Below are 26,787 nucleotides of genomic sequence, written 5' to 3'. Positions count from 1 at the left end.
ATAGCTAAAAGCAAACATTATGAAAGATAACTCATTATCTAATATACTAAACCAGTACGACAGTAAGGAGCAAATTGATGGGCAACTATATACCCTCAATTTAGGACCAACCCACCCTGCAACACACGGGATTTTCCAGAATATCTTAACGATGGATGGAGAAAGAATCCTTCACGCGGAGCAAACGGTAGGATACATCCACAGAGCATTTGAGAAAATTTCTGAAAGAAGAAATTACGCTCAGATCACTACCCTTACCGACCGTATGAATTACTGTTCTGCACCAATTAATAACTTAGGTTGGCACATGACAGTGGAGAAGCTAATCGGTGTTGAAGTTCCAAAACGCGTAGATTATATGCGTGTCATTTTGATGGAATTAGCAAGAATTGGTGACCACCTTATCTGTAACGGGGTAACCGGGATGGACTCCGGAGCAATTACCGGTCTTACTTATATGTTCATCGAAAGAGAACGTATTTACGATATGTACGAGCAAATCTGCGGAGCGAGAATGACAACGAACATGGGAAGAATTGGAGGTTTCGAAAGAGATTTTACTCCAAAATTCCATGAATTGATTAAGGATTTCCTTAAAACTTTCCCACCAAGATTCAAAGAATTTTGTACTTTGTTGGAAAGAAACAGAATTTTCATGGACAGAACCATCGGAGCTGGAGCAATTTCAGCAGAAAGAGCATTAAGCTATGGTTTCACTGGTCCAAACTTACGTGCGACAGGTGTAGATTATGACGTGAGAGTTGCACAGCCTTATTCTTCTTACCAAGATTTCGACTTCATTATTCCTGTGGGAACATCAGGAGATACTTACGACCGTTTCATGGTTCGTCAACAAGAGATCTGGGAATCAATCAAAATCATCAAACAAGCATACGAAAACCTTCCAGAAGGGCCATTCCATGCGGATGTTCCTGATTTCTATCTTCCTGAAAAGGCTGATGTTTATCAAAAAATGGAAGCATTGATTTACCATTTCAAAATCGTAATGGGAGAAACGGATGTGCCTAAAGGTGAAGTTTACCACGCTGTAGAAGGTGGAAACGGAGAACTAGGATTCTATTTGGTAAGTGATGGTGGAAGAAGTCCTTACAGGCTGCACTTCAGAAGGCCATGTTTTATCTACTACCAGGCGTATCCTGAGATGATTACAGGTTCTGTAATTTCTGATGCGATCGTAACCATGTGTAGTATGAATATTATTGCGGGAGAATTAGACGCATAAAAAAATTATAGATTTTGGATTATACATTTTAGATTAATCCAAACTACATATAAAAATTGAAATTTTTTAGAATTTAAAATCTAAAATTCAAAATTTAAAATTTAAAAAAGTGAGCGAAACAATAGCTTTTAAACCGGAAAGTTTAGCACAGGTACACAAAATTATCGCAAGATATCCTGAAGGAAGACAAAAGTCTGCTCTTATTCCTGTTTTGCATTTAGCGCAGAAAGAATTCGGAGGATGGTTAGATGTTCCTGTGATGGATTATGTTGCGGAATTATTAAGTATTAAGCCAATTGAAGTATATGAAGTAGCAACGTTCTATACTATGTTCAATATGAAACCGGTTGGTAAATATGTTTTGGAAGTTTGCAGAACCGGACCTTGTATGGTTTCAGGAAGTGAAAAAATCCTTGATCATATCAGGACAAAACTGAATATTAAGGACGGACAGACTACTGAAGACGGTATGTTCACATTAAAACCTGCTGAATGTCTTGGAGCTTGCGGATACGCTCCGATGATGCAGTTGGGAAAATTCTTTCATGAAAATTTAACGATAGAAAAAGTTGACGAAATCCTTGATCTTTGCAGAGAGGGACAAATCGCTTTGGATTAATTAAAATATACAATGAGTAAAAAACTTTTACTTAAAAACGCACATATAGAAGGCATTCGCTATTTCGAAACATACCGAAAGAATGGTGGTTACGAAGCTGCTGAAAAAGCCTTGAAAATGACACCCGACGAAATTTTGGAAGAAGTAAAAGCTTCCGGACTTCGTGGACGTGGTGGAGCAGGATTCCCAACCGGGATGAAATGGAGCTTTCTGGCAAAACCGGAAGGCGTTCCAAGACACCTGGTAGTCAATGCTGATGAGTCTGAACCGGGAACTTTCAAAGACAGATATCTGATGGAATTTCTTCCTCATTTACTGATCGAAGGGATGCTGATTTCATCTTACTGTTTAGGTTCAAATGTTTCTTATATCTACATCCGTGGAGAATATTCCTGGATTCCCGATATTTTGGAAGAAGCGATTGAAGAAGCTAAAGCGGCAGGATTTTTAGGTAAAAACATATTAGGAACTGGTTTCGATTGCGAAATTTACGTTCAAAGAGGTGGTGGAGCTTACATCTGCGGTGAAGAAACTGCATTGCTTGAATCTCTTGAAGGTAAAAGAGGAAACCCTAGACTAAAACCGCCATTCCCGGCTGTAAAAGGACTTTGGGAAAGACCAACGGTAGTCAATAATGTTGAATCTATCGCGGCGGTGGTTCCAATCATTGATATTACAGGAGCTGAATACGCCAAAATCGGTGTGGGAAGATCTACAGGTACTAAATTAATTTCTGCTTGTGGAAACATCAACAAACCGGGGGTTTATGAAATCGACATGACAATTACGGTTGAAGAATTCATTTACTCTGAAGAATACTGCGGCGGTATCAAAGACGGAAAAAGATTAAAAGCATGTATCCCTGGAGGAAGCTCAGTTCCGATCGTTCCAGCCAATTTATTATTGAAAACCGTAAACGGAGAACCAAGATATATGAACTATGAATCATTGGCAGACGGTGGTTTCGCTACCGGTACCATGATGGGTTCAGGAGGTTTCATCGTATTGGATGAAGATCAGTGTATCGTAGAACATACCATGACTTTGGCGAGATTCTATAATCACGAAAGTTGCGGACAATGTACTCCTTGCCGTGAAGGAACGGGATGGATGTACAAGATTTTAAAGAAAATCGAGAAAGGAGAAGGGAAAATGGAAGATATAGATCTTCTTTGGGATATCCAGAGAAAGATCGAAGGAAACACGATTTGTCCATTGGGTGATGCAGCAGCTTGGCCTGTTGCAGCAGCTATTCGTCACTTCAGAGATGAATTCGAATGGCATGTTAAAAACCCTGAGTTGTCTCAAACTCAAAATTATGGATTAGCACATTATGCAGATCCAATTCCTGCTGTTGAAAACAATGCTTAGAATGAAAAATTTATTGGTAGCCGGCATATTGATGTCGGGGATTGCCTTTGGACAAGTCAAAAAGGATACATTAGAAAGGGAATATAAATTGGAGGCGACTCCATATAAAGTTGAAAAGAAAGAAAAGCCTCTTCCTTTAAGTAAAAAAGGTCAGATGTTCGCTTTCTTTGGTTGGAACAGAGGAGCTTTTAGTAACTCTGACATTCATTTCAGTGGAAACGGTTATGATTTTCAGCTGAATAATGTAGCTGCAAGAGATAAACCTACCAAATTTGGAATCGTTTATTTTGATCCAAGCTGGTTTACGGTGACGCAATATAATTTCAGAATAGGATATTTTATTAAAGATAATTTAGCCCTTGTTCTTGGAATTGACCATATGAAATATGTAATGAAACAAAATCAGACGGTTGACTTTTCAGGATATATTTCAGATCCGAAATATGCAGCAATGGTGCAGAACGGACAGGTAAATTTAGCTGATGAACAGTTCCTTACTTTTGAGCATACAGATGGACTTAATTATGAGAACTTAGGTCTTGAGAAATATAAGAATCTTGTTCATAAAAAGAATATAGATTTGGTATGGTCTTATGGAGCCGGATTAGGAGTAATGTTCCCGAAAAGTAATATCAAGCTTTTTGGAAATGAAAGAAGCGACCGTTTTCACGTTGCAGGTATGGGAGCCGATCTTAGATCAAGTTTAAACATGGTTTTCTGGAAAAACTGGATGTTGAGAGCAGAAGTAAAAGCCGGATATATCAATATGTGGGATATTAAAACCACATTAAACAATAAACCGGATAAAGCTCGCCAGGATTTTGTTTTCGGACAAGCACTTGCAGGAATCGGATATACATTCAATACAAAAAAGTATAATTAAAATATAGCTTAGGTGCTAAAGGCATAAAAGCGAAAAGCATAGAATATGAGCGAAGAGGTTAAAAAATTCAAAATAACTATAGACGGACAGACTACTGAAGTTTTGCCTGGGACTTCTATTTTGGAAGCAGCAAGACAAATCGGTGGAAAATCTGTACCTCCTGCAATGTGCTACTACAGCAAATTGGAAACCAGTGGAGGTAGATGTAGAACTTGCCTGGTAGAAGTTTCTAAAGGATCTGAAGCAGATCCTCGTCCTATGCCAAAATTGGTTGCAAGCTGCAGAACCAACGTAATGGATGGTATGGAAGTAAAAAATCTTACTTCTGAAAAAGCTCAGGAAGGTAGAAAGGCTGTGACTGAGTTTTTATTGGTAAACCACCCGTTAGACTGTCCTATTTGTGATCAGGCTGGTGAATGTCATCTTCAGGATTTAGGATATGAACACGGTGTGGAAAATACAAGAACTGAATTCGAAAGAAATACTTACGAAGCTGATGATCTTGGTCCGCACATCAAATTGAACATGAACCGTTGTATTCTGTGTGCAAGATGTGTATTAGCAGCAAACCAGTTAACAGGAGAAAGAGAGCATGGAATTCTTTTCAGAGGAGATCACGCTGAAATTTCTACTTATTTAAATAAAGCTTTAGACAATGATTTCATCGGAAACGTAATTGACGTTTGTCCGGTAGGAGCATTAACAGACAGAACAGCCCGTTTTGCAAGCAGAGTTTGGTTTACAAAACCAATGAATGCATCTTGCAAATGTGATAAGTGTTCAGGAAAAGCTGTAGTATGGATGAAAGGTGATGAAATTGTAAGGGTTACTGCCAGAAAAGACCAGTGGGGTGAAGTGGAAGAATTTATCTGCGACACGTGCCGTTTCGAAAGAAAAAGCCTGAGCGACTGGAACATCGAAGGTCCAAGACACATCGACAGACATTCAGTGATTTCATTGAACCACTATGAGAAGCCTAAAGATGAGCTAAGAGTTTTAGACAATCCGATGGCTAAAGAAATCAGTGAAAAAGACGAAAAATAATATTAAATTATAAATTTTAAATTATAGATTTTAAATGAATTACAATCTATAATCTAGAATCTAAAATCTAAAATTCAGAATGGATTTACTTACATTTAAACTTATACTTGTATTAGCGCTTTTCCTGCTTTCGTTAACGATTGCAGCCTACTCTACCTGGGCAGAAAGAAAAGTTGCCTCTATCATGCAGGATAGAATTGGGCCTAACAGAGCAGGGCCTTTCGGATTGCTGCAGCCTCTTGCTGACGGTGGAAAGTTTTTCTTTAAAGAAGATTTTACACCTGCCAATGCAGAAAAATTCCTTTTCGTATTGGGGCCGGCTTTGGTAATGTTTATTTCATTAATCACCGGAGCGGTTATTCCTTGGGGTAAAAGTTTAAATATTGCAGGTACTTCTTATGATCTTCAGGTGGCTAACATCGATGTTGGTGTACTTTTCATCATCGGAATGGCTTCAATTGGTGTTTACGGAATTATGATCGGGGGTTGGGCTTCGAACAACAAATATTCATTATTAGGGGCGATTCGTGCTTCTTCTCAGATGATTTCTTACGAATTAGCAATGGGATTGGCTTTACTTTCTATTATTATGATGACGGGAAGTTTAGATTTAAAAGAAATTACAGCAAGCCAGACCAATGGAAAACTTTGGGGAGTTATTCCTTGGGTTTCAGGTCTTAACTGGAATATTTTCTATCAGCCGATCGCTTTCCTTGTTTTCATTGTAGCAGCTTTGGCAGAAACAAACAGACACCCTTTCGATTTACCGGAATGTGAATCTGAATTGGTAACAGGATATTCTACAGAATACTCATCCATGAAATTAGGATTATATATGTTCGGTGAATACGTGAATATGTTTATTTCCAATGCATTTATGGTAGTGCTTTTCTTCGGAGGTTACAACTATCCGGGAATTGAATGGGTAACTCAACACTGGGGTGAAAACACAGCAGGTATCCTGAGTATTGTAGCATTCTTAACGAAAACGGTAATCGGAATTTTGATCTTCATGTGGATCAGATGGACGCTTCCAAGATTTAGATATGACCAATTAATGCATTTGGGTTGGAAGACTTTAATCCCAATGGCATTGGTAAACTTGCTGGTTACAGGAGCTGTAATTTTAGCATTTGGAAATTAAAATTTAAAATTAATTAAGATAACGGACAAGATTAGTCTAAAATCTAATGTCTAACATCTAACATCTATAATTAAATGAAACTTACGAACAGATCAAAAGTTGTTTCTAATAAAGAAATGACCCTTGCTGAAAAAATCTACTTACCTGCGATTTTTACAGGAATGGGGATTACATTTAAGCATGCTGTAAGAACCGTATTGAAAGGTGCTCCCGCAGTATATTCATATCCGGAAGTACAGAAACCGAGAGCAGATATCTGGAGAGGTCAGCACGTTTTGAAAAGAGACGAGGAAGGCCGAGAAAGATGTACGGCTTGCGGACTTTGTGCGGTGGCATGTCCTGCAGAAGCAATTACAATGACTGCTGCTGAAAGAACAAAAGAGGAAAAACACCTTTACAGAGAAGAGAAATACGCTTCCGTATATGAAATCAATATGCTGAGATGTATCTTCTGTGGTATGTGTGAAGAAGCTTGTCCTAAATCTGCTATCTATCTTACCGACAGATTGGTAGACGTGGAAACCAACAGAGGTTCTTTTATCTATGGAAAAGATAAATTGGTTGAAAAAATAAATGAAAGGATTGATATCACTGAAAGACAATCCGAGAAACAAAAAAATGCGGTAAAATAATGGATCAGTTTTTATTTTTCTTGGTGGCGTTTTTAGCAGTGGCAAGTGCGGTGTATTTCGTATTTGCGAGAAATCCTTTATATGCTATTTTGTCATTAATTGTTACGATGTTTTCTATTGCGGGTATGTACATCCTTCTGAATGCACAATTCCTTGCGATTATCCAGATTATTGTTTACGCCGGAGCGATCATGGTATTATTCCTTTATATCCTGATGATGCTTAACCTTAATAAACAAGACGAAAGTAAGAAGAACAATACTTTAAAATTTATTGGAGTTTTTACGGCCGGTCTTTTATTAATTGGTGTTCTAGGAGTATTCAGAGGAGTTCAGGACAACCATATTGCTGTTGAAAATGTAGACAGAGGTGTTGGTTTGACAAAAAATCTGGGTAGACTTTTGTTTAATGAATATGTTTTACCGTTTGAGCTTGCATCCATCCTTATTTTGGCAGGTATCGTAGGTGCGGTATTAATCGGTAAAAAAGATTTATAAAATTATGGGAGAAGTAAATACATTTATACAAAGCATCCCTCTGAATTATTTCATCATTCTTTCTTCAGTATTGTTCTGTTTGGGAGTGTTGGGAGTATTGTTGAGAAAAAATGCTATTGTTATTTTGGGTTGTGTTGAGCTTATGCTAAATTCTACGAACCTTTTATTGGCCGCATTTTCTGCGTACAAGGGTAACGGCGACGGACAACTTTTAGTTTTCTTCATTATGGTGGTTGCTGCTGCAGAAGTAGCAGTAGGTTTGGCAATTATTGCCATGCTGTATAGAAATACCCGTTCTGTTGATGTTAGTATATTTAATAAATTAAGAGGATAGGAATGGAGAATTTAGTATATGCAATAGTACTTTTACCACTTTTAGGGTTTCTTATTAATGGTTTATTCGGAAAAAATCTTCCAAAAATTGTTGTAGGTAGCTTGGCTACGGCAATGGTTTTTGCATCTTTCTGCATCGCAGTGAGTATTTTCATGAATTTTGATTCTGAAAGTCAGCCTGTAATTGTAAAAGCTTTTGAATGGTTTAGAATAAACGGAGTTCAGATCAATTTCGGATTCCAGATTGATCAGTTATCATTAATGATGGTGATGATCATCACAGGGATCGGATCTTTAATTCACCTGTATTCTATCGGATATATGAGCCACGATAAAGGTTTCTATAAGTTTTTCACTTATCTGAACTTATTTATCTTCTCAATGTTATTATTAGTAATGGGAAGCAACTACCTAATCCTATTCATCGGATGGGAAGGTGTAGGATTGTGTTCTTACTTACTAATCGGATTCTGGTATACCAACGAAGAATATGGTAAAGCGGCAAGAAAAGCTTTCATCATGAACAGAATTGGTGACCTTGCGTTATTGATCGGTATTTTCATGATTGCCGGACAAACAAACGCTGTTGATTACCTTACGGTAGCAGAAAACGCAGGAAAATTTGAATTAGACGGAAGCGTAATTATCTTTATTACGGCGAGTTTATTTATCGGTGCAACGGGTAAATCTGCTCAGGTTCCGTTATATACATGGTTACCGGATGCGATGGCTGGTCCAACTCCAGTTTCTGCGTTAATTCACGCGGCAACGATGGTAACTGCGGGTATCTATTTAGTAGTAAGATCAAACTTCTTATTTACTTTAGCACCAACTGTTCAGGGAGGAATTTTATTCATCGGATTCTTAACAGCTGCTTTGGCAGGATTCTACGCACTACGTCAGAACGATATCAAAAAAGTATTGGCCTATTCTACGGTTTCACAGCTTGGATTTATGTTTATTGCTTTAGGACTTGGAGCGTATACAACAGCGATGTTCCACGTAATGACGCACGCTTTCTTCAAAGCATTATTGTTCCTGGGAGCAGGTTCTGTGATCCACGCCATGAGCAACGAGCAGGATATGCGTTTTATGGGAGGTCTGAAAAAATACATTCCGATCACTCACGCAACTTTCCTAATCGGAACATTGGCTATTTCAGGATTCCCTCTATTATCAGGGATGATTTCAAAAGACGAAATTTTAGTAGCAGCCTTTGCTAAAAATCCAATCTATTGGGTATTATTATTCATTTTAGCGGCTATTACTGCAACCTATATGTTCAGATTGTACTATTTAACTTTCCACGGAGAGTTCAGAGGTACTGAAGATCAAAAACACCACTTACACGAAAGTCCGTCAAATATGACCTTACCATTGATCGTATTGGCTATTCTTTCTGTTGTAGGAGGATTAATTAACCTTCCTCACTTCATCGGTCACGGTCATTATGCAAAATTAATGGAGTGGTTGAAGCCGGTTCTTACTGAGGAAAGCTTTAAACAAATGGAAGCTACTCTTTCGGGAGTTCCGTTTGGTACTGAAATGATACTTTTAGGAGCAACAGTTCTAATGTTCTTCTGTGTTTGGTTCATCGTTAAAAATACTTACGTGAACAAGAAAAAACAAGCACTTCCTGAAGAACAATATACCGGATGGGAAAAACTGTCTGCTAAAAAATTATATGTTGACGAACTTTACAATGCATTAATTGTAAAAACTGTTGAAGGATTAGGACGCGGAGGAAAGATGTTTGATAAAGGTATTCTTGATCGTTTTGTAGACTTCGTAGGCGAAGGTGCCGAAGACAGCGGAAAAGCGATGAAGCGTATTCAGAACGGAAATGTTGAGAATTACATTTTGATCATGTCTTTAGCTGTAGGAATTATACTGATTGTTAACTTTATATTACAATAATGTCTGGTTTATTATTAACATTATTACTATTACCTCTAGTAGGTTCGGGATTAGTTTTTGCGTGGAAAGATAAATCCAGCAAATATTTGGCATTGGGAATTGCATTGGTTCAAATGCTTGTAACGTTCTACATCGCGGCGGATTTTGATTTTAATCCGACGGTAGACAGCGTATTGCAGCACGAGATCAACTACCCTTGGTCACAATTTATGAAAAGCTCTCTTCACTTCGGTATCGATGGGATGAGTTTGCTTCTTTTATTGCTGACTAATATTTTAACGCCAATCATTATTTTATCTTCTTTTAATGAAAATGTAAGCTACAGAAACACATTCTACGGTTTGATCCTGCTAATGCAATTCGGTCTTGTAGGAGTTTTCACTTCGCTTGACGGGCTATTGTTCTACATTTTCTGGGAAGTAACTTTGATTCCGATCTGGTTCATTGCCGGACTTTGGGGTCAGGAAAATAAAAGATTTGAATTCACTACGAAATTCTTCGTATATACATTCGTTGGGTCATTATTCATGTTAGCAGGATTGATTTATGTGTATAACAACTCTGCATCTTTTGCGCTGACAGATTTATATAATGCTCAATTAAACGAAACACAACAGACTGTGGTATTCTGGTTTATTTTCTTTGCTTTTGCAGTGAAATTACCTGTATTCCCTTTCCATACTTGGCAACCGGATACCTATACCTATTCACCGACTCAGGGGTCGATGCTTTTATCGGGTATCATGCTTAAAATGGCAGTATATGGAGTGATGCGTTATTTATTACCAATCACTCCCCTTCCGATTGCAGGAATTTCAGGGCAGATCGTAATTATTTTGGCAATTGTGGGAATTGTTCACGGAGCATTGATCGCGATCATTCAGACTGATATGAAGAGAATCATTGCCTATTCTTCTTTTTCTCACGTTGGATTAATGGTGGCAGGTATCTTCGCTTCTGCGGTGGTTACTTTAAGAGGAACTTTCACAATAGAAGGTGCTGAAGGAGCTTTGGTACAAACTTTTGCTCACGGTATCAACGTGGTAGGTTTATTCTACTGTTGTGATATTTTATACAAGAGATTTAAATCAAGAGACATCAGACAAATGGGAGGTTTGGCGAAAGTAGCTCCTAAGTTTGCGGTGTTGTTCCTGATCATTATATTAGGTTCAATGGGAGTTCCGTTGACTAATGGATTCATCGGGGAATTTATCTTGTTAAAGTCTGTATATGATTTTAACGGATTGGCAGCGGTAATCGCCGGTCTTACGGTAATTCTTGCTGCTGTCTATTTATTGAGATTCTATGGAAAAGCAATGTTCGGGCAAGGTGATGATGCTGTTTTAAGCACAGTAAAAGATCTTTCTGCAGTAGAATTCTCTGTATTGGCAAGTTTAGCGGTTTTTGTGATTGTATTTGGTATTTTCCCACAACCGATAATCGAAATGGTGAATAGTTCGTTGAAGTTTATCTACCAATCAATGGTAAGCTAATTTGATATTTTAAGAAATGAGTGTTTTAATTATTGTTTTCCTAACGGCAGTTGTTGCGTTATTTTCAGGAGTTTTTGAACAAGGGAAATTCGCAAGATACATTGGGATTTTGGGATTAATCATCGCATTATGGGTAAGTTTCATGCCTGAATGTGCTTTCTTTGCACAGTACAGACATATGTATGACTATACCGGGAATACTGCGTTATTCACAAAAATATCAATCGTAACGACATTATTATTATTCTTTTTGGGAGGTTTTGCATTCAGCAACCACAGAAGCCACCAGTCAGAATTATACGCATTAATGCTTTTCGCATTGTGTGGTGGAATTATCCTTTTCGGATATCAAAACATGGTAACGCTATTCTTAGGAGTTGAAATCCTTTCTATTCCTTTATATGTAATGGCGGGAGCTAACAAAACAGATCTAAGATCAAACGAAGCTTCCATAAAATATTTCCTGATGGGGGCATTCGCAACAGGTTTCCTATTGTTTGGTATTGCATTCATCTACGGAAGTGTTGGAAGTTTTGATTTATATAAAATCCAGAATTTCGGAGTTTCAAATCCTCATGATGCCATGTTCATCTTGGGTGTATTATTGATTCTTTGTGCATTGGCATTCAAAGTAGCATTGGCACCTTTCCATATGTGGAGCCCTGATGTTTATTATGGAGCACCTTCATTGATCACGGCTTTTATGGCGAGTGTTGTAAAGATCTCAGGATTCTTTGCTCTATTCAGATTAATGACGATCGGATTCGGTGGCGTTACAGCAGAATGGATTAATGTTTTCGGGGTATTCTTAATTATTACCTTGCTTTTGGCAAACGTTATGGGGCTTGCTCAGACCAATGCAAAAAGAATGTTGGCTTACTCTTCAGTTTCTCACGCTGGATACATCGGGTTGGTATTCTTCGGAATGACAAGCCTTTCTACTTACAATTTGGCGTTCTATTTATTTGCTTATGCTTTGTCTACAGTAGGAGTTTTCATGTGCTTAATTTATGTTGAAAAACTAAAAAGAGAGACTTCTTTCGGAGCTTTCAAAGGATTGGCAAAAACAGAACCTTTATTGGCAACCGTAGCGGCAATCTCTATGCTTTCAATGGCGGGAGTTCCGTTAACGGCTGGTTTCATGGGGAAATTTGCTTTATTCTCTCAGGCAATGAATTCTAATCACGGGGTTTTCCTCGTATTGGTAGCGGTTTTAGGATCTGCAGTTTCTATTGCGTACTATTTGAGATTGATCATTTCCATGTTCTTCTTCAAAGAAAGCACATTCAAATCTTCAGAGAAAGTAACCCTTACATACAATATCGTTGGAGTATTCGTTATTGCTTCGATTATTGTCTTAGGTGTTTTCCCTGATTTATTCGCAAGATTAGTAGGGTTCTAAAAACCTTAACATCATAAAATTTAAAAACCTTTCAAACAAATTGAAAGGTTTTTTTAATATATTTTTTCGATTCCTTGTCACTTGTAGTAGAATTACTACAAGCTATTTTTTTCCTTTTTTATAGCTTTATATCATCTGAAAGATATTTGATGATGGACAACAATTTTATCAAATATAAAGTGCAACCAAAAGATAGTCTTAATTCTATCGCATTTCGTGTGAATATGAACGAACTAGAGCTTAAGGAGTTCCATAATAAACATTGCGAAAAAATGGATAAGTTGTGGTTCGGAAACTTGCAGGGCGTGAAATTTATTTTAATACCTATATCTTATATTTCTAAAACAGAGCAAGAAAGACAATTACAAAAAAAACTTCCATCAATTGTAGATATAATTTCATTTCATTCCTCTGAATATACTGTCACAGAGAATATTGAACAATTCAATCAAGATCAATTACAGCTTAATTATAAAATTCGTTTGGATGTTGAGGAGAAAAAGGGACAGATTATTGTAAAAACCCAGCAAACTGATTTTAGAAAAAATAATATTGTTCCCGATGACAAAGTAACATCTTTTGCTCTCGCCTGTATGGAAAAGATCTCCCCTATTTCGTTCATATTATCAGAAGGGAAAATATCAGCATTGGCCAATCACAAGAGTCTGGTTCAAAAATTTAAAGATAAAGAATCTGAACTCAAAGATTTTTTTATCGGTGATGTAGCAAATTCCTATATTGATTTGTTCAGTGAAAATATTTCCAATGAAGATTATTTTTTAAGACAAATGCAATGCACCTTGGTTTATAAAATATTATTTCCCGATATCAATTGGTTTCATAAAAAAGCCGAATGGAAAGAAAAATTTGCCATTTATTATAATTCATTTCCATTAGAATTTAATTTTAAAAGCGAATATTTTTATGAAAATCCGGAGTATATTGAGACAGTTCTTACCGGAAAAATATCAGAAAACTGCAGTTTTCAGGAACTTATAAAAGGTTCTCGTATTAGAGATGAAAATGATGTAAACAAATTAAAGGCCAATATACATTTACATTATTTTACAAATAAAATCACAAGACAGCTATCCGAAATAAAACTAGAGATAAACATTTGGTATAAGGATAAATTATTTCACAAACACAAATTACATCTAAAAGCACAATCATAATATGAAAATATATATCACAAAAGCCAACGACAGTTTTGCCAGTATTGCTCAAAACTTCAGTATAAAGGATGAAAATTATTTAAAAACTTTTCACAATCTCTCCTGTCCTGAGAATGACATTATACACGGAGAACCTGAAGTAGGTAAACAAGTTTTTATTCCTGAAAACCCTCAATTTTTAATAGATAAAAAAGTTCTTCAATCAGACGAAAAGCTAAATTTAGAGAAAGAGCTAAATTATACTGAAGAAAGCTATACTGATGGTCAACCCTCAAATGAAATACTTCTAACAGAAAACAAAAGCAATACTCTTTCCGAATCTTCAAAAAAGGACGACAGTACAACACAAAAAAGTGATGATTCCAGTGAACATGATGGAAAATATTTTGTGATTCAAAAAGGAACCTGCCAATGCAACCAAGGCTTTAAATTTCCAAAATTTAAAGTCACAAGCCATCAGAAACATTACTGGAATAATGCCGAAAGTCAAGCAGATTATCTTGCTGTCACAGAAGATGATCTTCAGTTGGATCCTGCCATTCAACCTTTCGGGCAATGTAAGCTTAAGCCAACTTCTGGCGGCTATCTTCCTTGTAACTATGCTCCTGCAGGAAAATGGCAGAAAACATATGAAAAAGTGAAAATTTTAGGGAAAAGCTGTCTTACAGAGATTTCTGAACTGACATGTGTAACCGGTGGCAAAATTACGGTTCTGAAGCACGGTCAACAAAGTGGGATCAGTAATACCCAAATTTCCAATGCCAATCCTATAGAACAACAGATTTACAATCCGTTAGTAAATATTGATGAACTAAAAGATGAAATGGATAATGAAAATAACTATGCACATTAAAACTGTAAGACAATGTCAAAAAAAGGTGTAGCAAAAATATCTGGTCCATCAAATCCTCGAATAGGTGCACCTGCAACTTATTCAGTGATAGAATGGTATCCTGAAACTCCTTCTAGTCAACGTAATGGTAGTAATATTACATGGGAACTTTTCAGAAGAAGGAGTAATGGCAATTATACTTCTACAAATATTAAAAAGAAAGGTATTACAGGAACATTCACTTTTGAAGAGAAAGCGCTTGGACAAAAGTTCTTTGTAGAAGGATACCTCAATTCCCCGGAAAGAAAAGGCAACACCATTATCCATATAGAACCTGTAAAAGGAACTCCGAAAATCCTTTCCTTAACCCTCCTTAATAGTAATAAGAAAAAAATTACAGAGAAACCGAAATACGGACAGACTTTAGTTGCGGAAATAAAAACGCAAAATATGTTCAAAGAAAAATTACTTATGCAGATTTGGGAACGGGATACCGCAGCAGATACAGGGCATAACAAAGATGAAAACACCCTGCTCTATGAAAAAGAAATCTTAGTTAATGCCAACGGAATAAATGATGAGAAGATAATTCTCAACGAATTAATGATGAAAAAAGCTCAAGGAACTGGTTTTTCTTCCATTATGGAAGGAGGAGAGCATGAATACTATTTGGTAGTAAAGCAAAATACTTTTTCAACCTATAGCCCACAAACAGTTCAGATTCTAAATCAAAAAATTACAGTAAAAGGAAACGGAAGTAATCCTCCTGCTAAAAATCCCGATACAGCTACTAATGTAGACCAAAATGTTAATCAGCAAAATTCAACAGGTAAGTGCCCACGATGTGAAGTACTTACAGAAGATGAGCTAAAAGCAGTTTTTCCATCAGTAACAAACACAACATTAATTAAAGAAATCGTTAAATCTTTTAATGAGTTTTGCAAAAAGTTTAATGTTAATACCTGCACACTTAAAGCTCATTTTTTTGCACAGGCAAAACAGGAAAGTGGAGATTCATTAACACCTGCCATAAATGGTGAAAGCATGAATTATAATATTGCAGCATTAAAAACAACAGGCTTTTTAAATGTATCTGCGTCGTACATGTTTGGGAATAAAACCGGAATTAAAATGGCTGAAGATCTGGGAAGAAAGGCAAACGAAGGAGCTTTGGATTTAGACAGGCAAATAAAAATTGCCAATTTCGTATATGGCCTTGATCCAAAAGCAAAAACATTAGGAAACAAGGCTCCTACTGATAATCAGAGTTTAAGTGAAAATGACAATGAAGGCTGGAGATACCGAGGAAGAGGAATGCTGCAAATAACTGGAAAAAATAATTATACAGATATTGAAGCTCATGTAAATAAAGTTTTGGGTAATCAGACGTTAAATATTAAAGATGGACGACAATACGATGGAAAGTTTACGGCAACTGAAGCTCTGCTTTCTGGTCTAGGTGACTGGGATCTGCATAAAATGTATATTCCTGCAAAGGTTGGAGTAACAAAAGAAGCTTGTTTAAATGTTATTAAAATTATTAATAGTAAAACCAAATCAAAAACCAAAAGAGTCGCACATTTGATTGGAGGAGCATGGTACAAGGATGATGATACTACAACTACGTCACACACGATTAAGGAAAAAGATTCGATGAAATCAATATTTCGTGTAAAAGAATGTAAATTGCTAAATCCTGTAGACGATCAAGTAGCATCGGATGACGACGGAGTACTCAATAAAATGAAAAAAATTGCAGATCAACACCATACCTATAAACAGGAAACTAACAATTTAAGAACTGACGATTCTGAAGAAGGTATTTCAAAAATGGATTGTTCAGAATTTGTGAGCAGATACTTACATGAGTTAGGAATTACCTCTTCTATAAAATATATGACTACAGATAATATGATAAGTGAGAAAGCTTTTAGAAAGGTAATTGGAAATAACAATATAGATTTTGTTGCGGGAAGTGATGATAAAGACTTCACTCCCCAAAGAGGCGACATTTTTGTTTGGAGACGAAGTGACGCGGGACACACTGGTATTGTATATTCTTATGACTCTGCGAATGATGTAGTAGTTATACTAGAAGCAATAGGAAATGTTGGGGCCGTTAGTGAAAAAGACCAGGTCAAGAATGGTGGGTATGCAGGAACCGGATGTTCACGAACAGCGAAATATACAAGACTAAAAGGAGCTTTATGGGGACATGGAGGATGGGTAGGATATTTTAGACCAAAAAATTATACTAAAAAATTATAAATAAAATGAAATTACATATTTTCATACTTTGCTTATTAATTCAGCTAATGAGCTGCCAAAAAAACACTAAAAATTTTGACCACTTAACCGTAAATAAAGAACAAAGTCCTGCAAAAATTAATTTTATAGATTACCCAATTGATGATTTTGAAGGCATTGTGTCAACTCAATTTGATGGAATTTATAGAAATTTTGATTTTAAATACCGCAATGGTGAAACTACTTTTATACTGGTTCCTAAAATAGGATCAGAAAAATGGTATTCTGAGCAAAAAAACAAAATCCATAACCAGGATATTGATGCAACTATTGAAAAAGGGCTAAATCAACAGTCTTTAAAAAATCTTAGTAAAGAGTTTGATATTTGGGTTTTTCATACTCCAAAAGAGTTTTTAAAATCAACTCCCAATATGGATGCTCCCTATACGCCATTAACTCCAAGGAAAATATTTTTATACCAATATAATACGTCTTCCAATACATGGAAAATCGCTGATACATTTTCAGTCGACAATGATAATGACGAAGCTAAAGCCAACCAATGGAGAGAGAGTAAAATTTTGAAACTTAAGACCAAACAGGAAACAACAACCTCTTCATCATCACTTGATAGCTGGACAGGAATTTATTTAAATTCCGACAATTTACAACTAACTTCATATCAGGAAATTAAAAACAGAATCGGCTGGTATGAGCTAAAAATAAGTTCAAAAGAAATTACCTTCGATAATGACAGTAGAATGGAAAGCGAATTTCCAACAGAATCACCCGGTGGGTATTCAATACATTATACTTGTAATTACAGTATTTCCGGAAATACCATAAAACTTTATGCAAAAGACGAAAATGACACTTCTTCCCCTAAAAATATTTCTGATAGTGAGAAAAAACCAGTATTAATTCTTAATAAAAAGGATAATAAATATTATGCAATTTCTTCAGATATTAAAGATTCGGAAAGTTTGGTAAACTCTGCAAGAGCTAAAAGTCCATCACCTTATTTATTTTATAGATTTGATATAAATATACATTAATATGGAAATCCTGTCACAATCTTTAAAATCAATTTTAATAAAAAACGGATTTAAAGATATTTCTAAAACTGAATTTTTGGGAAAACTGAAAACCCACTTTGGAATTGATAATTTTGATAGAGGAATTATTATTCTTTTTAATCAGAAGGGATATAAAATTGATATTGAAAATCAATTTATAAATACATATCCTTTTGAGAATTATTATTTAAAAGATTTTGTAATAAATGAGGGGCTAAAAAATTCATATAATAACCAGTTTATTAATTATAATAAAATCATTTTTAACGATGATAACTCTTCCATCACCAATATATTAAACGATAAAGAAAAACTGGAAGATATTTTCTTTTATTTTGATTATGAAAAAAATATATTGGTAAATAATTTAGCATTACGCGAAATAAATTATGAAAATCTTGAACCCGATTATATTCAACATTTATTTCTGTATAACAATAAGGAAAAAACACCTATCAAAACCAATATTATTTCTTATATACTTCAAAACAATAAAAACTCAGAACAATATTTTTTAGATGTAATAGAAGAATTTTTTAATTTTTGGGATCACATTTATTGTGAAGATCAGTATAAATTTCAGCTGATAGCAACTCTAATAGAAAAATTACTGGGAAAATATGAACAAGAGACAACTAATGAAAAATGCAAACCTTTAGTTCAATACCTTTACTCTCTTCATGATAATTTACCTGCCAAATTTCTTCAGAAAAACTTTTTTGATTTACAATTCTTGAAGAAATATTCGATTCAACATTTTGAGACCATTATTGAGCAATAAGTAATAGAATTTCTTACCTGAATAATCAAAAAATAAAAATCAATAAAAGGTCATCAAGTAAATGCCATAGAAAATGGTCTATTTAAAGACCCTATAACAAGTATTCAGAAAATAATATTGCATAGAACTGCAGGTGGAACAACTGAAGCATGTATAAATGCTTTTAAAAATGGCAGAAAAAATAAAAAAGGAGGTATAGATCATTATGGAACACATTTCATTGTGGGAAAAGATGGCATAATAACACAAACAGCCAATCTATCTAAAATAACCTGGCATTGTGCCGGATGGAATTCCAAATCTGTAGGAATAGAGGTTGTAGGTTTTGCAATTGATAAAAATGGCAAACCAACACTCGGATTAAAAGGGCAAAATCCAGTTTCAGGGTGGGAAAATTTAACTGAAGTACAAGCAAAATCGGTTGCATGTCTTGTCAAAGCACTTTTAAATTATTATAATTTAGATAAAAGTAAAATTGATTGTCATGAACACTTAGCCCCTAAAGAAGCAGGAGAGGGACAAATTGTTTACAACGCTATTAAAGATTATTTATAATTAAAATTTATGAAAAATATTCTTATAAGTTTTTTAATACTTTTTTCATTTATGATATCTTGCAAAGGACAAGATAAGGATGGAAAAAAACAAGAAAAAGCAATCACATATTATGCAAAATGTGAAGGTGAATATTCAAATGGAGAAAAATTAAATGAAAAAGATAAAACATGGTCACTGAATAAGGCAGATATAGATAAAATTATAAACTTATCCAACCCCATTACAGAGGATGAATGGCACTTTTCCTATCCTATTACTCCATGCAATATTGATGTAAAAGATTATTTATATAAAGGGAAAAAGTATGATTTACAAATTAACGGAGGTTCATATGTTTCTCTTTATGATGGGAAAGAGACACTTCTTTTAGGGTGTGATTCACCCGAGTGTAAAAAATATTTTCTGAAATCAAAAGAGAATATGCAAGAAGAGGAAGTAACTTATCCGCCTAGTAACTCTACTAAGTCCGAACAAATTAGAAAATATAACATAAGCTTTAATAAAAATGATAAACAAGATATACTTACTGTCCAAAAAACGGCTGACGGATATAATTTAGAAGCAAAAGCCAATAATAAAATACTTTTTAGTAAAAAGTTCGTTTGTGATTTTATAGACATAGAAACCAATACAAAAAATAACCAAACCTTTAATTTAATTTTAGGATATACAGATCAGTATCAAAATGTATTTAGAAAAATTGTAATTCCTGTTTTTTTTAGAAATAATGATCTTTTTATTGAAAAATTATTTATATCCTCATTAGGAACTAGTGCAAAAACAGGTGAAGAAGAATGGATAAGAAAAGAAGTTTCTGAAAAAAGTTCTTTAAACAACTTGAGTTAGATAAAGTTCTATTACAATAGATTTTATAAAAATGAAAAATAATTGATATTAGTCTTGAAAAATATCTTACAACAATTTTTACTTTTAGTTATTTTTTCTACATTCATCTATACAGGATGTAAGAAAGATAATAAGGTTAAAACTTCTATAAAAAAAGAAGAAAACAAAAACAATGAAATTAAAAATGTTAATGATCCGGTAATCCAATTCTTAAACAAAAAATATCAAGATCTAAAACCAATAATTGAGGACAGTCCAAATCCTTTTCCTACCTATACTTTTTCTGACAAAAAGCTTGGTGGTTTCTCAATTGATTACATTGGAAAAACTGGTACTGTTCAGTATTTCTGGAATGTAAAAAATGAAAATGGTTACTTTTCTAAATACCCCAATCCTGAAGATGCAGCTTATCAATCAGACAATATCAAGAAATTAATAAATACTAACGATTACTATCTTATTGCTTCTTTCCTTCCAAGCAAATATATTTCTTATATAGATAAAGAGTCTGATGAGTTTGACATTAAGCCTGGTGCAAAAACTTCTTTTTATTTATATGAAAATGCTACATGGAGACTAATTAATGAAACAGAAACATCGAAAATTCCGGAAGATGTATTGGCTTTTGAAGTTGGCTTAATTCAAAAAGATAAATTCAACAGCATAAATAATAGTACTGAAAATTATGATGGGGTTCACTCAGTTTCAGTAGAAACAGAAGCCACCACAACCGGAATGGCATCTATTTCTTACAATTTTAATATAAAAAAGGGAGCCACAAATTTATCATTAACAACCTATCATGAATCGAACTTATGTGAAGGAAAATATTTTGCAATTGAAAAAAATAATATGCTAGAACTATATTATGCTGGTGATCAGTTTTCCTGTATTTCAATAGATCCAAAATTTTACATTAAAAAAGAAGGTAAGAAGTTCTATATAAAAGGAGTTGGAGGAGAGTCAACGTATAATCAATGGATAATAATGAAATAAAGAATATTCACTGATTTAAAAATAAAAGTTAGATACACAGAGGTTCCAGTAATTATAATAACATGAAGAATTTTATTAGATTTTTTCTTATCCTTCTCCTTCCATTTATTGTAAGCTGTAAAGACAAAAATGACAAATTAAAAGATGGAATCAATATTTCCAATTCATTTATTGAAGATTTAGATTTTAATAAATACAAGTATAACGGAGAATACATAGAACAGATAGAAGTCAGTTCTTTAGAAGATCTGTCTTTCAGAAATAGCTTTTTTCAATTTTTAACCAGTAGAAATTTTGATCAGGGTCAATATGAACAGGTGTTTTTTATCAAGCTGTTACTCGTTCGGATACAACAACTGGATGATATAAGATCTTATTATTTTTTATCACTTATTTTTAATGATCAGAATTTAGGGTATTACTTGGAAGATTATGAACTTGATTTATTTCAGTTATTTCTCTATAAACCTTCTTATTTTATTAAAGGAGAATATAAATACAAACAAAATAAACTCGTTGATTATATCAATCATAATCTTCCGCAGGCATTGCTGACCAATAAAGACTATTTTGATAAAAATATTGTAGATATTAATTTTCAAAAAGATGCCTTATTAATCAGTGAAGATGTTGTCAATAAATTTTCGATTCCAGACTTAAAAAAACGAATTGAGCAATGTGAAAAAATTGAAGCCATTTTTTCTCCATCTTATGATACTGGCTGGAAAAATAAAACAATAATGTATTATAATCTATACAGATATATTGATGATAGTATTTTGAATAAACTTGATAAAAATGAACTATCCCTTTACAATATAAAATATAGACCGTTTTTTAAATCTTATATCATTAAAGGTGAAAATATAGAATATTTTATCCACGACAATGATGGGTATACCAACCTAAGGAAAGATAAAAATACATCTTCTGAAGTTTTAGAAAAAATAAACTCAGGAGAGCAAATAGAAGTTCTAGATCAGTCAAGCGATTGGTGGTTAGTCAAAACCAAAGAAGGTAATAAAGGCTACGTTCATAAAAGCAGGATAAAATAATTGCTTTATCACTTAGCTTTATTCCAATAGTACACATCCGCAGACCATAAGATTTCCATTTTAATTATCACAATAACAACAGTCTTCATTTTTTATTGAACATATAAAACGTGATTTCATTTAAATTCAGATACATTCGTAAATCTCACATTTCTCTGGCTTTTCATTCCTGAAAAAATCTATTTTTTTCATAACTTTACCCTAAATTTCAGTTGTTGGCAAACCTTTATAAAAAAGACGCTCCATTTCAGGTTTACATATCATTCAAAAAGTATTTGGATGTGTTGGAACATATCCGTTATAATGACAGGTTAGAGTATCGTGCCAATTATGCCGAATCCCTGATCGAGAAGACCAACAATTTTCAGGAGCTGAAAAATGGCTTTCAGGATGTGTCCTTACTAGACAAATATGAGGATATTATCAAGCTTTTACTAGCCGACCTGTTTCCTACCGGTTTAACTAATAATGAAATAAAAGCGGCAAGTATTCCGCTTTCCAATATTACGTTCAATTATACCGAGCGATTCAAAAATATTCTGAAAGAAGCAGGAAAAGATTTTGAAATTGAGCTCAGAAACATTGATGATGATGAGTTTTATGTTTTCTGCTGCTGTCTCATCTTACAGACCTATTTCAAAAGAGATATCAAGTCCACACTACCCTTTTATTATGATATTCCCAATAAACAGGGAATCATGAAGCATTATAAAATCACGGTAAATTCCGATTTTTCGGAGGTTTATCCTACACAGGATGCTCCAATTCCCCCGGATGCTGTTATAGATATGCTTCTGGAAAATCTGGATGATACTGCATTATGGAAAAAATATTTCCCTTCAAAATCATGGATATTAAGCGGGTTTACCATTATTTCTCTGGTAGACTGCACCTCAGAAGTGGCGTTATCGGATTTAAAATCAACCATGATTAAAATTGATCCGGAGAATCTTGTTCCTGATGAAAATCTGAAGGAAATTTTCAAATCTTATTTTGATGTTTCTGAGCTTAATTTCGGGTTAATGCTTTTCAACAAAAAGGAAAAAAGACTGGAAAATGTTCCGATCTATGAGAACGTCTTTACCAATCATATTCTCGATTTCTGGATCAATACTTTTGATCAGGAGGTTAGGGAAAGTACGTTCAATAATCTGAGTCATAATTCCAAACCTGTTGTTATTTCAAATGTTGACCATTTAGATCATGAAATACAAAAACTTCCTTCCTTCAGTATATTAAAAAATAATAATATCAACAGCTTCATGGTAATCCCTATCATGAAAGACAATGAACTTCTTGCAATTATGGAGTTTACTTCTCCTATAGCATACAGTTTCAACGGACTGAAGCTCAAAAAGCTTGAATTCTTTGCGGATATGATTCTTTTCTCTTTAAGCAGGTTTACTTTTGAAAGAAATAACCAGATTGAAGCCATTATTCAAAGAGAATATACTACAATCCATGATAGTGTGGTATGGAAATTCAGAAACGAAGCCGAAAAGTATTACAATGCTTTTTTAGGTAGGAAAATGTATACATTGAAGCAGATTTCGTTTAAAAATCTGACTCCGCTTTTTGGTTTTTCTGATATCCGTTCTTCGTCTGAAAAGCGTTATAATTTAATGCTTGAAGATTTAAATGAACAGATAGAAAGTCTTCATGATCTTTTTTCGCTCATCAACTCAGATTCAGAAAAATATTTACTGGCATTAGATATTTTTGAAAACGAACTGAACAATGACATCAAAGCAGATACGGAGCAGCGTTTTCAAAGACTTTTAAGAGATGAAATCCATCCTTTTTTACAGGGAAAACTGGAAATAAAAAGTACTAAAGAAGTAAAATCTAAAATTAAAGACTATTTCTCAAAAGTATTCGTTCAAAATCATCTTTTCTATAACCGCAGAAAAAATCTGGATGAATCCATCACATTGGTCAACAGAAAACTGGCAGATATTCTGGATGAAAACCAAATTAAGGCACAGCAGATTTTTCCACATTATTATGAAAGATTTAAATCAGATGGTGTAGAACATAATCTCTATATTGGCAATACGATTGCTCCAGAACTACATTATACCTCAAAAGTAGTCCACAGATTGAGATACTGGCAATTGAAAACCGTTTGTACACTAGAACAGGAGTTTCAAAGCTTCAAAACAAACCTGCCTGTTCCTTTGGATATAGCCTCTTTAATATTTGTGTATAACGAGAAAGTTGATATCCGCTTCAGAATGGATGAAAAACGTTTTGATATAGATGGCGCTTATAATTCCTATTATGAGATCATTAAAAAACGTTTGGATAAAGCTCATATCAAAGATTCCACCGAAAGAATTACTTGCCCTGGAAAAGTTACCATAGTTTATTTCGGAATGGAAAATCAAAAAGAATATTTAGATTACATCAGTAAATTACAGAAAAAAAATATTCTTCACCATGATGTAGAATTTTTAAAAGTAGAAGATTTACAAGGGATTACAGGGCTTTTAGCGTTAAGGGTTTCTATTCTTACCCAAAATATGATTAATCAATAAAATAAGAGTCCGGCACCTTAAGCTCCTCTTGTGGAATTTCTGCCTGCTCAAAAATAGAAAACTCAATTGTTCTGCAAATGGTGTTCAGGGCAAGGTCATTTTCTTCTTCACCAAAAGGTTCTGCAATTTCCTGAATAATCGCATCTAATGCAATAAAGGTATAACTTATCAAACCCACAATCAGAGGCATCATCCAGCCCAATGTATCAACCAATCCAAAAGGAAGCCAAAAACAGTAAAAATATACGGTACGATGCAGTAAAACACTATATGCAAAGGGTAATGGTGTATTTAAAATCCTTTCACAACCTCCGGAAATACTCGAAAATTGATTCAACTGATGATCGAGCTGCGTTAAAACAATGGTATCAATATTTCCTTTTCTGTTCTGCTCTTTGATCCAATCAGCAATAAATCCTAAAATAATACCGGGAATAAATTTTTTCCCATTCAGCTTTTCTACCTGCTCCGGAGAAAGCAGCCTCGAAAGATGTTCTTTCCCTGGTTTATTTCTTAATTGATAATTTAAAGACCAGCAAAAAGCAGAAATCATTCTTACAATTTTTTGCTTTTCCTCATTTTGCGGTCCATCTACCAAAGATAAAATTTGACGGGTTAAAGACCGGGTTTCAATCACCAACAATCCCCAAAGTTTTCTTCCTTCCCAATAACGGTCATAGCTTGCTGTATTGCAGAATCCCATAAAGATAGCAAGAGCCAGCCCGATCAAAGTAAAAATAGTCGGATTGAGATGAACTTTGTAATCAAAAATTTTTCCTTTGAAAAAATAGATGGCCAAAGAAAACAACGTAATGGAAAAAAGCTGAACAATAATTTTCTTTAATACAGAACCTCTCCATATAAAAAGCATTTTCAGCCAGTTGGTACGCTGTCTTACAATCATCAGTTTTTAAATTTAAAATAATTTACAGTGAAAGAAAAGCATATCCGAAAGATAATACGGAAATGATAATTCCGGCCATAAAGATTTTATAGGTTATAGACAAAAGCCTGTATTTTCTGTCAAGTACTTTCCCCAGATAATATAAATCTTTCACCATCGAATCGTAAATATAATCACGATCTTTGATCAAAATGTTCATCGCGCTCTGGTAATCATCGAAAATCATTCTATTAAAGTTACCAAAGAATAAAAGATTTACTTTTCGGTCTGCAACATCCTGCATGGTAAATCTTGCCTGCGTAACATTAGGTTTTGTAGATAAAATAGCAAATATGATCGTTAAAACTGCCGATAACAAAAGAATAAAGCTAGGAATGATCAAATGTGAGTTCTTAGGTGTATCCAGCTTGGGAACCAATACAGAAAGACAAACCGAAATAATGATCGCATTTACAGACAATAAGATATTCGCTTTGCTGTCTGCAATATCACTCAGTCTCGTATGATTGCTCAAAGTTACTCTGAACAAAGTATCCACACTTCTGTCAGATTTAGGTTCTTTTTCTTTCTTATTTTCGGAACCCTCTTTTTTGCCTTCTTTTCCTTCCTCTTTTTCCAATTTTTTTTCGATTTTTTTGATGTTTTTTTCCTTCAGAGGCTGCCAGGCTGTTTTTGCATAGTCTGTATAAAACCTATGCTTATTTTTCAGCATTTCCAGGTTTCCGGCATTCCATTCATCATTGGAAAAGCATCTCACATTGGTAAGTTCCCATTCTTTTCTTAATGCATCAGAAATATCATTATAATCGTGGCTTGCAAAATGGCTGCAATCCGAATCTTTGACAATTTTTTCCAGCAGATTCTGGGGCTCATATGTAATTTTAGTAGCTAAAATAAGCTTGGCAACATCCTCAATATAGTTTTCAGGATAATTTTCTTTTTTCAAAAAGTCTTTCATAATCTCGACTCCTTTTTCTTCATGGTTCTGTGCACATTCTATGTACCCCGTATCATGAAACCAAAGAGCAAGCAAAACTTTCTCTTGATCCTGTTCTGAGACCTGAGTATGCTTTAAGATTTCTTCGGCCTTGTTGACCGTGTAGGTAGTATGAATAAAATTATGATAAAAATATACCGAAGATAACTTATCTTTGAATAAGATTTCAACATAATCTTTGGCTTTTTGTAAAATGCTCATCACT

24 protein-coding genes are annotated in these 26,787 nt (G+C 34.4%); 22 read left to right on the top strand and 2 right to left on the bottom strand.

Translation table 11 applies throughout. The features are described from left to right. Nucleotides 1–19 precede the first annotated feature (19 nt). The 22 genes from nuoD (at nucleotide 20) to CLV73_RS18150 (ending at nucleotide 24,681) form a co-directional block, all read left to right on the top strand. Nucleotides 20–1,243 (top strand): NADH dehydrogenase (quinone) subunit D, encoded by a 1,224-nt coding sequence (gene nuoD, locus CLV73_RS18255; protein ID WP_090000173.1) that lies wholly within the window; start codon nucleotides 20–22, stop codon nucleotides 1,241–1,243. 109 nt (nucleotides 1,244–1,352) lie between these two features. Beyond that, the gene (locus CLV73_RS18250; RefSeq protein ID WP_076393021.1) at nucleotides 1,353–1,862 is read left to right on the top strand and encodes an NADH-quinone oxidoreductase subunit NuoE family protein; all 510 of its coding nucleotides are present in this window, start codon (nucleotides 1,353–1,355) and stop codon (nucleotides 1,860–1,862) included. Between the two features lie 12 nt (nucleotides 1,863–1,874). Then, on the top strand, nucleotides 1,875–3,233 hold the full coding sequence (gene nuoF, locus CLV73_RS18245; RefSeq protein WP_100378320.1) for an NADH-quinone oxidoreductase subunit NuoF: 1,359 nt from the start codon (nucleotides 1,875–1,877) through the stop codon (nucleotides 3,231–3,233). Between the two features lies 1 nt (nucleotide 3,234). Continuing rightward, nucleotides 3,235–4,116, top strand: a complete 882-nt coding sequence (locus CLV73_RS18240; RefSeq protein ID WP_100378409.1) for a hypothetical protein — start codon at nucleotides 3,235–3,237, stop codon at nucleotides 4,114–4,116. 45 nt (nucleotides 4,117–4,161) lie between these two features. After that, nucleotides 4,162–5,160, top strand: a complete 999-nt coding sequence (locus tag CLV73_RS18235; RefSeq protein ID WP_002983549.1) for a 2Fe-2S iron-sulfur cluster-binding protein — start codon at nucleotides 4,162–4,164, stop codon at nucleotides 5,158–5,160. 79 nt (nucleotides 5,161–5,239) lie between these two features. Further along, nucleotides 5,240–6,304, top strand: a complete 1,065-nt coding sequence (gene nuoH / locus CLV73_RS18230) for an NADH-quinone oxidoreductase subunit NuoH (RefSeq protein WP_100378319.1) — start codon at nucleotides 5,240–5,242, stop codon at nucleotides 6,302–6,304. A 74-nt stretch (nucleotides 6,305–6,378) separates the two neighbouring features. Beyond that, nucleotides 6,379–6,936: a NuoI/complex I 23 kDa subunit family protein gene (locus CLV73_RS18225; RefSeq protein WP_029298761.1), complete on the top strand. Its 558-nt coding sequence runs from the start codon at nucleotides 6,379–6,381 to the stop codon at nucleotides 6,934–6,936. Further along, nucleotides 6,936–7,433: an NADH-quinone oxidoreductase subunit J family protein gene (locus CLV73_RS18220; RefSeq protein ID WP_100378318.1), complete on the top strand. Its 498-nt coding sequence runs from the start codon at nucleotides 6,936–6,938 to the stop codon at nucleotides 7,431–7,433. The genes CLV73_RS18225 and CLV73_RS18220 overlap by 1 nt, the downstream gene beginning before the upstream one ends. Before the next feature lie 4 nt (nucleotides 7,434–7,437). Beyond that, a complete protein-coding gene (nuoK, locus tag CLV73_RS18215; protein WP_055982308.1) occupies nucleotides 7,438–7,767 on the top strand; it encodes an NADH-quinone oxidoreductase subunit NuoK in 330 nt (109 codons plus the stop codon). Between the two features lie 2 nt (nucleotides 7,768–7,769). Continuing rightward, the gene (nuoL, locus tag CLV73_RS18210; RefSeq protein ID WP_100378317.1) at nucleotides 7,770–9,683 is read left to right on the top strand and encodes an NADH-quinone oxidoreductase subunit L; all 1,914 of its coding nucleotides are present in this window, start codon (nucleotides 7,770–7,772) and stop codon (nucleotides 9,681–9,683) included. Continuing rightward, a complete protein-coding gene (locus CLV73_RS18205) occupies nucleotides 9,683–11,176 on the top strand; it encodes a complex I subunit 4 family protein (RefSeq protein WP_100378316.1) in 1,494 nt (497 codons plus the stop codon). Before nuoL ends, CLV73_RS18205 begins: the two co-directional genes overlap by 1 nt. Before the next feature lie 16 nt (nucleotides 11,177–11,192). Beyond that, a complete protein-coding gene (locus CLV73_RS18200) occupies nucleotides 11,193–12,578 on the top strand; it encodes an NADH-quinone oxidoreductase subunit N (protein WP_100378315.1) in 1,386 nt (461 codons plus the stop codon). Nucleotides 12,579–12,727: 149 nt separating this feature from the next. Next, the gene (locus CLV73_RS18195) at nucleotides 12,728–13,753 is read left to right on the top strand and encodes a hypothetical protein (protein ID WP_100378314.1); all 1,026 of its coding nucleotides are present in this window, start codon (nucleotides 12,728–12,730) and stop codon (nucleotides 13,751–13,753) included. 1 nt (nucleotide 13,754) lies between these two features. Then, complete coding sequence (locus CLV73_RS18190; RefSeq protein ID WP_100378313.1) at nucleotides 13,755–14,606, top strand: DUF4280 domain-containing protein; 852 nt, start codon at nucleotides 13,755–13,757, stop codon at nucleotides 14,604–14,606. A gap of 12 nt (nucleotides 14,607–14,618) precedes the next feature. Beyond that, a complete protein-coding gene (locus CLV73_RS18185) occupies nucleotides 14,619–16,853 on the top strand; it encodes a CHAP domain-containing protein (protein WP_100378312.1) in 2,235 nt (744 codons plus the stop codon). Between the two features lie 5 nt (nucleotides 16,854–16,858). After that, nucleotides 16,859–17,887 (top strand): hypothetical protein, encoded by a 1,029-nt coding sequence (locus CLV73_RS18180; protein ID WP_157798822.1) that lies wholly within the window; start codon nucleotides 16,859–16,861, stop codon nucleotides 17,885–17,887. A 76-nt stretch (nucleotides 17,888–17,963) separates the two neighbouring features. After that, nucleotides 17,964–18,689 (top strand): hypothetical protein, encoded by a 726-nt coding sequence (locus CLV73_RS18175; protein WP_157798821.1) that lies wholly within the window; start codon nucleotides 17,964–17,966, stop codon nucleotides 18,687–18,689. A 42-nt stretch (nucleotides 18,690–18,731) separates the two neighbouring features. Continuing rightward, on the top strand, nucleotides 18,732–19,244 hold the full coding sequence (locus tag CLV73_RS18170) for a peptidoglycan recognition protein family protein (protein ID WP_100378309.1): 513 nt from the start codon (nucleotides 18,732–18,734) through the stop codon (nucleotides 19,242–19,244). Nucleotides 19,245–19,253: 9 nt separating this feature from the next. Then, entirely contained in the window at nucleotides 19,254–20,093 is an 840-nt protein-coding gene (locus CLV73_RS18165; protein WP_100378308.1) for a hypothetical protein, read from the top strand. 54 nt (nucleotides 20,094–20,147) lie between these two features. After that, nucleotides 20,148–21,089 (top strand): hypothetical protein, encoded by a 942-nt coding sequence (locus tag CLV73_RS18160; RefSeq protein WP_100378307.1) that lies wholly within the window; start codon nucleotides 20,148–20,150, stop codon nucleotides 21,087–21,089. Between the two features lie 62 nt (nucleotides 21,090–21,151). Beyond that, nucleotides 21,152–22,144, top strand: a complete 993-nt coding sequence (locus tag CLV73_RS18155; protein ID WP_100378306.1) for an SH3 domain-containing protein — start codon at nucleotides 21,152–21,154, stop codon at nucleotides 22,142–22,144. A gap of 215 nt (nucleotides 22,145–22,359) precedes the next feature. Then, nucleotides 22,360–24,681: a GAF domain-containing protein gene (locus tag CLV73_RS18150; protein WP_100378408.1), complete on the top strand. Its 2,322-nt coding sequence runs from the start codon at nucleotides 22,360–22,362 to the stop codon at nucleotides 24,679–24,681. On the opposite strand, the gene CLV73_RS18145 is transcribed toward CLV73_RS18150, so the two are convergent. Further along, nucleotides 24,671–25,585, bottom strand: a complete 915-nt coding sequence (locus CLV73_RS18145; RefSeq protein ID WP_100378305.1) for a bestrophin family protein — start codon at nucleotides 25,583–25,585, stop codon at nucleotides 24,671–24,673. The genes CLV73_RS18150 and CLV73_RS18145 overlap by 11 nt on opposite strands. Before the next feature lie 22 nt (nucleotides 25,586–25,607). Beyond that, nucleotides 25,608–26,783 (bottom strand): Pycsar system effector family protein, encoded by a 1,176-nt coding sequence (locus tag CLV73_RS18140; RefSeq protein ID WP_100378304.1) that lies wholly within the window; start codon nucleotides 26,781–26,783, stop codon nucleotides 25,608–25,610. Between the last annotated feature and the right edge of the window lie 4 nt (nucleotides 26,784–26,787).

The sequence above is a fragment of the Chryseobacterium geocarposphaerae genome (assembly GCF_002797535.1).
Classification (GTDB): domain Bacteria; phylum Bacteroidota; class Bacteroidia; order Flavobacteriales; family Weeksellaceae; genus Chryseobacterium; species Chryseobacterium geocarposphaerae.
The sequence above is the reverse complement of the archived record's forward strand: the minus strand, read 5'-3'. Positions and strand labels throughout refer to the sequence as shown.

What these genes read in the sequence shown, in the direction of transcription:
- nuoD (WP_090000173.1), top strand. Translation starts at nt 20, where the DNA reads ATGAAAGATAACTCATTATCTAATATACTAAACCAGTACGACAGTAAG.
- nuoF (WP_100378320.1), top strand. Translation starts at nt 1,875, where the DNA reads ATGAGTAAAAAACTTTTACTTAAAAACGCACATATAGAAGGCATTCGC.
- CLV73_RS18240 (WP_100378409.1), top strand. Translation starts at nt 3,235, where the DNA reads ATGAAAAATTTATTGGTAGCCGGCATATTGATGTCGGGGATTGCCTTT.
- CLV73_RS18235 (WP_002983549.1), top strand. Translation starts at nt 4,162, where the DNA reads ATGAGCGAAGAGGTTAAAAAATTCAAAATAACTATAGACGGACAGACT.
- nuoH (WP_100378319.1), top strand. Translation starts at nt 5,240, where the DNA reads ATGGATTTACTTACATTTAAACTTATACTTGTATTAGCGCTTTTCCTG.
- CLV73_RS18225 (WP_029298761.1), top strand. Translation starts at nt 6,379, where the DNA reads ATGAAACTTACGAACAGATCAAAAGTTGTTTCTAATAAAGAAATGACC.
- CLV73_RS18220 (WP_100378318.1), top strand. Translation starts at nt 6,936, where the DNA reads ATGGATCAGTTTTTATTTTTCTTGGTGGCGTTTTTAGCAGTGGCAAGT.
- nuoK (WP_055982308.1), top strand. Translation starts at nt 7,438, where the DNA reads ATGGGAGAAGTAAATACATTTATACAAAGCATCCCTCTGAATTATTTC.
- nuoL (WP_100378317.1), top strand. Translation starts at nt 7,770, where the DNA reads ATGGAGAATTTAGTATATGCAATAGTACTTTTACCACTTTTAGGGTTT.
- CLV73_RS18205 (WP_100378316.1), top strand. Translation starts at nt 9,683, where the DNA reads ATGTCTGGTTTATTATTAACATTATTACTATTACCTCTAGTAGGTTCG.
- CLV73_RS18200 (WP_100378315.1), top strand. Translation starts at nt 11,193, where the DNA reads ATGAGTGTTTTAATTATTGTTTTCCTAACGGCAGTTGTTGCGTTATTT.
- CLV73_RS18195 (WP_100378314.1), top strand. Translation starts at nt 12,728, where the DNA reads ATGATGGACAACAATTTTATCAAATATAAAGTGCAACCAAAAGATAGT.
- CLV73_RS18190 (WP_100378313.1), top strand. Translation starts at nt 13,755, where the DNA reads ATGAAAATATATATCACAAAAGCCAACGACAGTTTTGCCAGTATTGCT.
- CLV73_RS18185 (WP_100378312.1), top strand. Translation starts at nt 14,619, where the DNA reads ATGTCAAAAAAAGGTGTAGCAAAAATATCTGGTCCATCAAATCCTCGA.
- CLV73_RS18180 (WP_157798822.1), top strand. Translation starts at nt 16,859, where the DNA reads ATGAAATTACATATTTTCATACTTTGCTTATTAATTCAGCTAATGAGC.
- CLV73_RS18165 (WP_100378308.1), top strand. Translation starts at nt 19,254, where the DNA reads ATGAAAAATATTCTTATAAGTTTTTTAATACTTTTTTCATTTATGATA.
- CLV73_RS18155 (WP_100378306.1), top strand. Translation starts at nt 21,152, where the DNA reads ATGAAGAATTTTATTAGATTTTTTCTTATCCTTCTCCTTCCATTTATT.
- CLV73_RS18145 (WP_100378305.1), bottom strand. Translation starts at nt 25,585, where the DNA reads ATGATTGTAAGACAGCGTACCAACTGGCTGAAAATGCTTTTTATATGG.
- CLV73_RS18140 (WP_100378304.1), bottom strand. Translation starts at nt 26,783, where the DNA reads ATGAGCATTTTACAAAAAGCCAAAGATTATGTTGAAATCTTATTCAAA.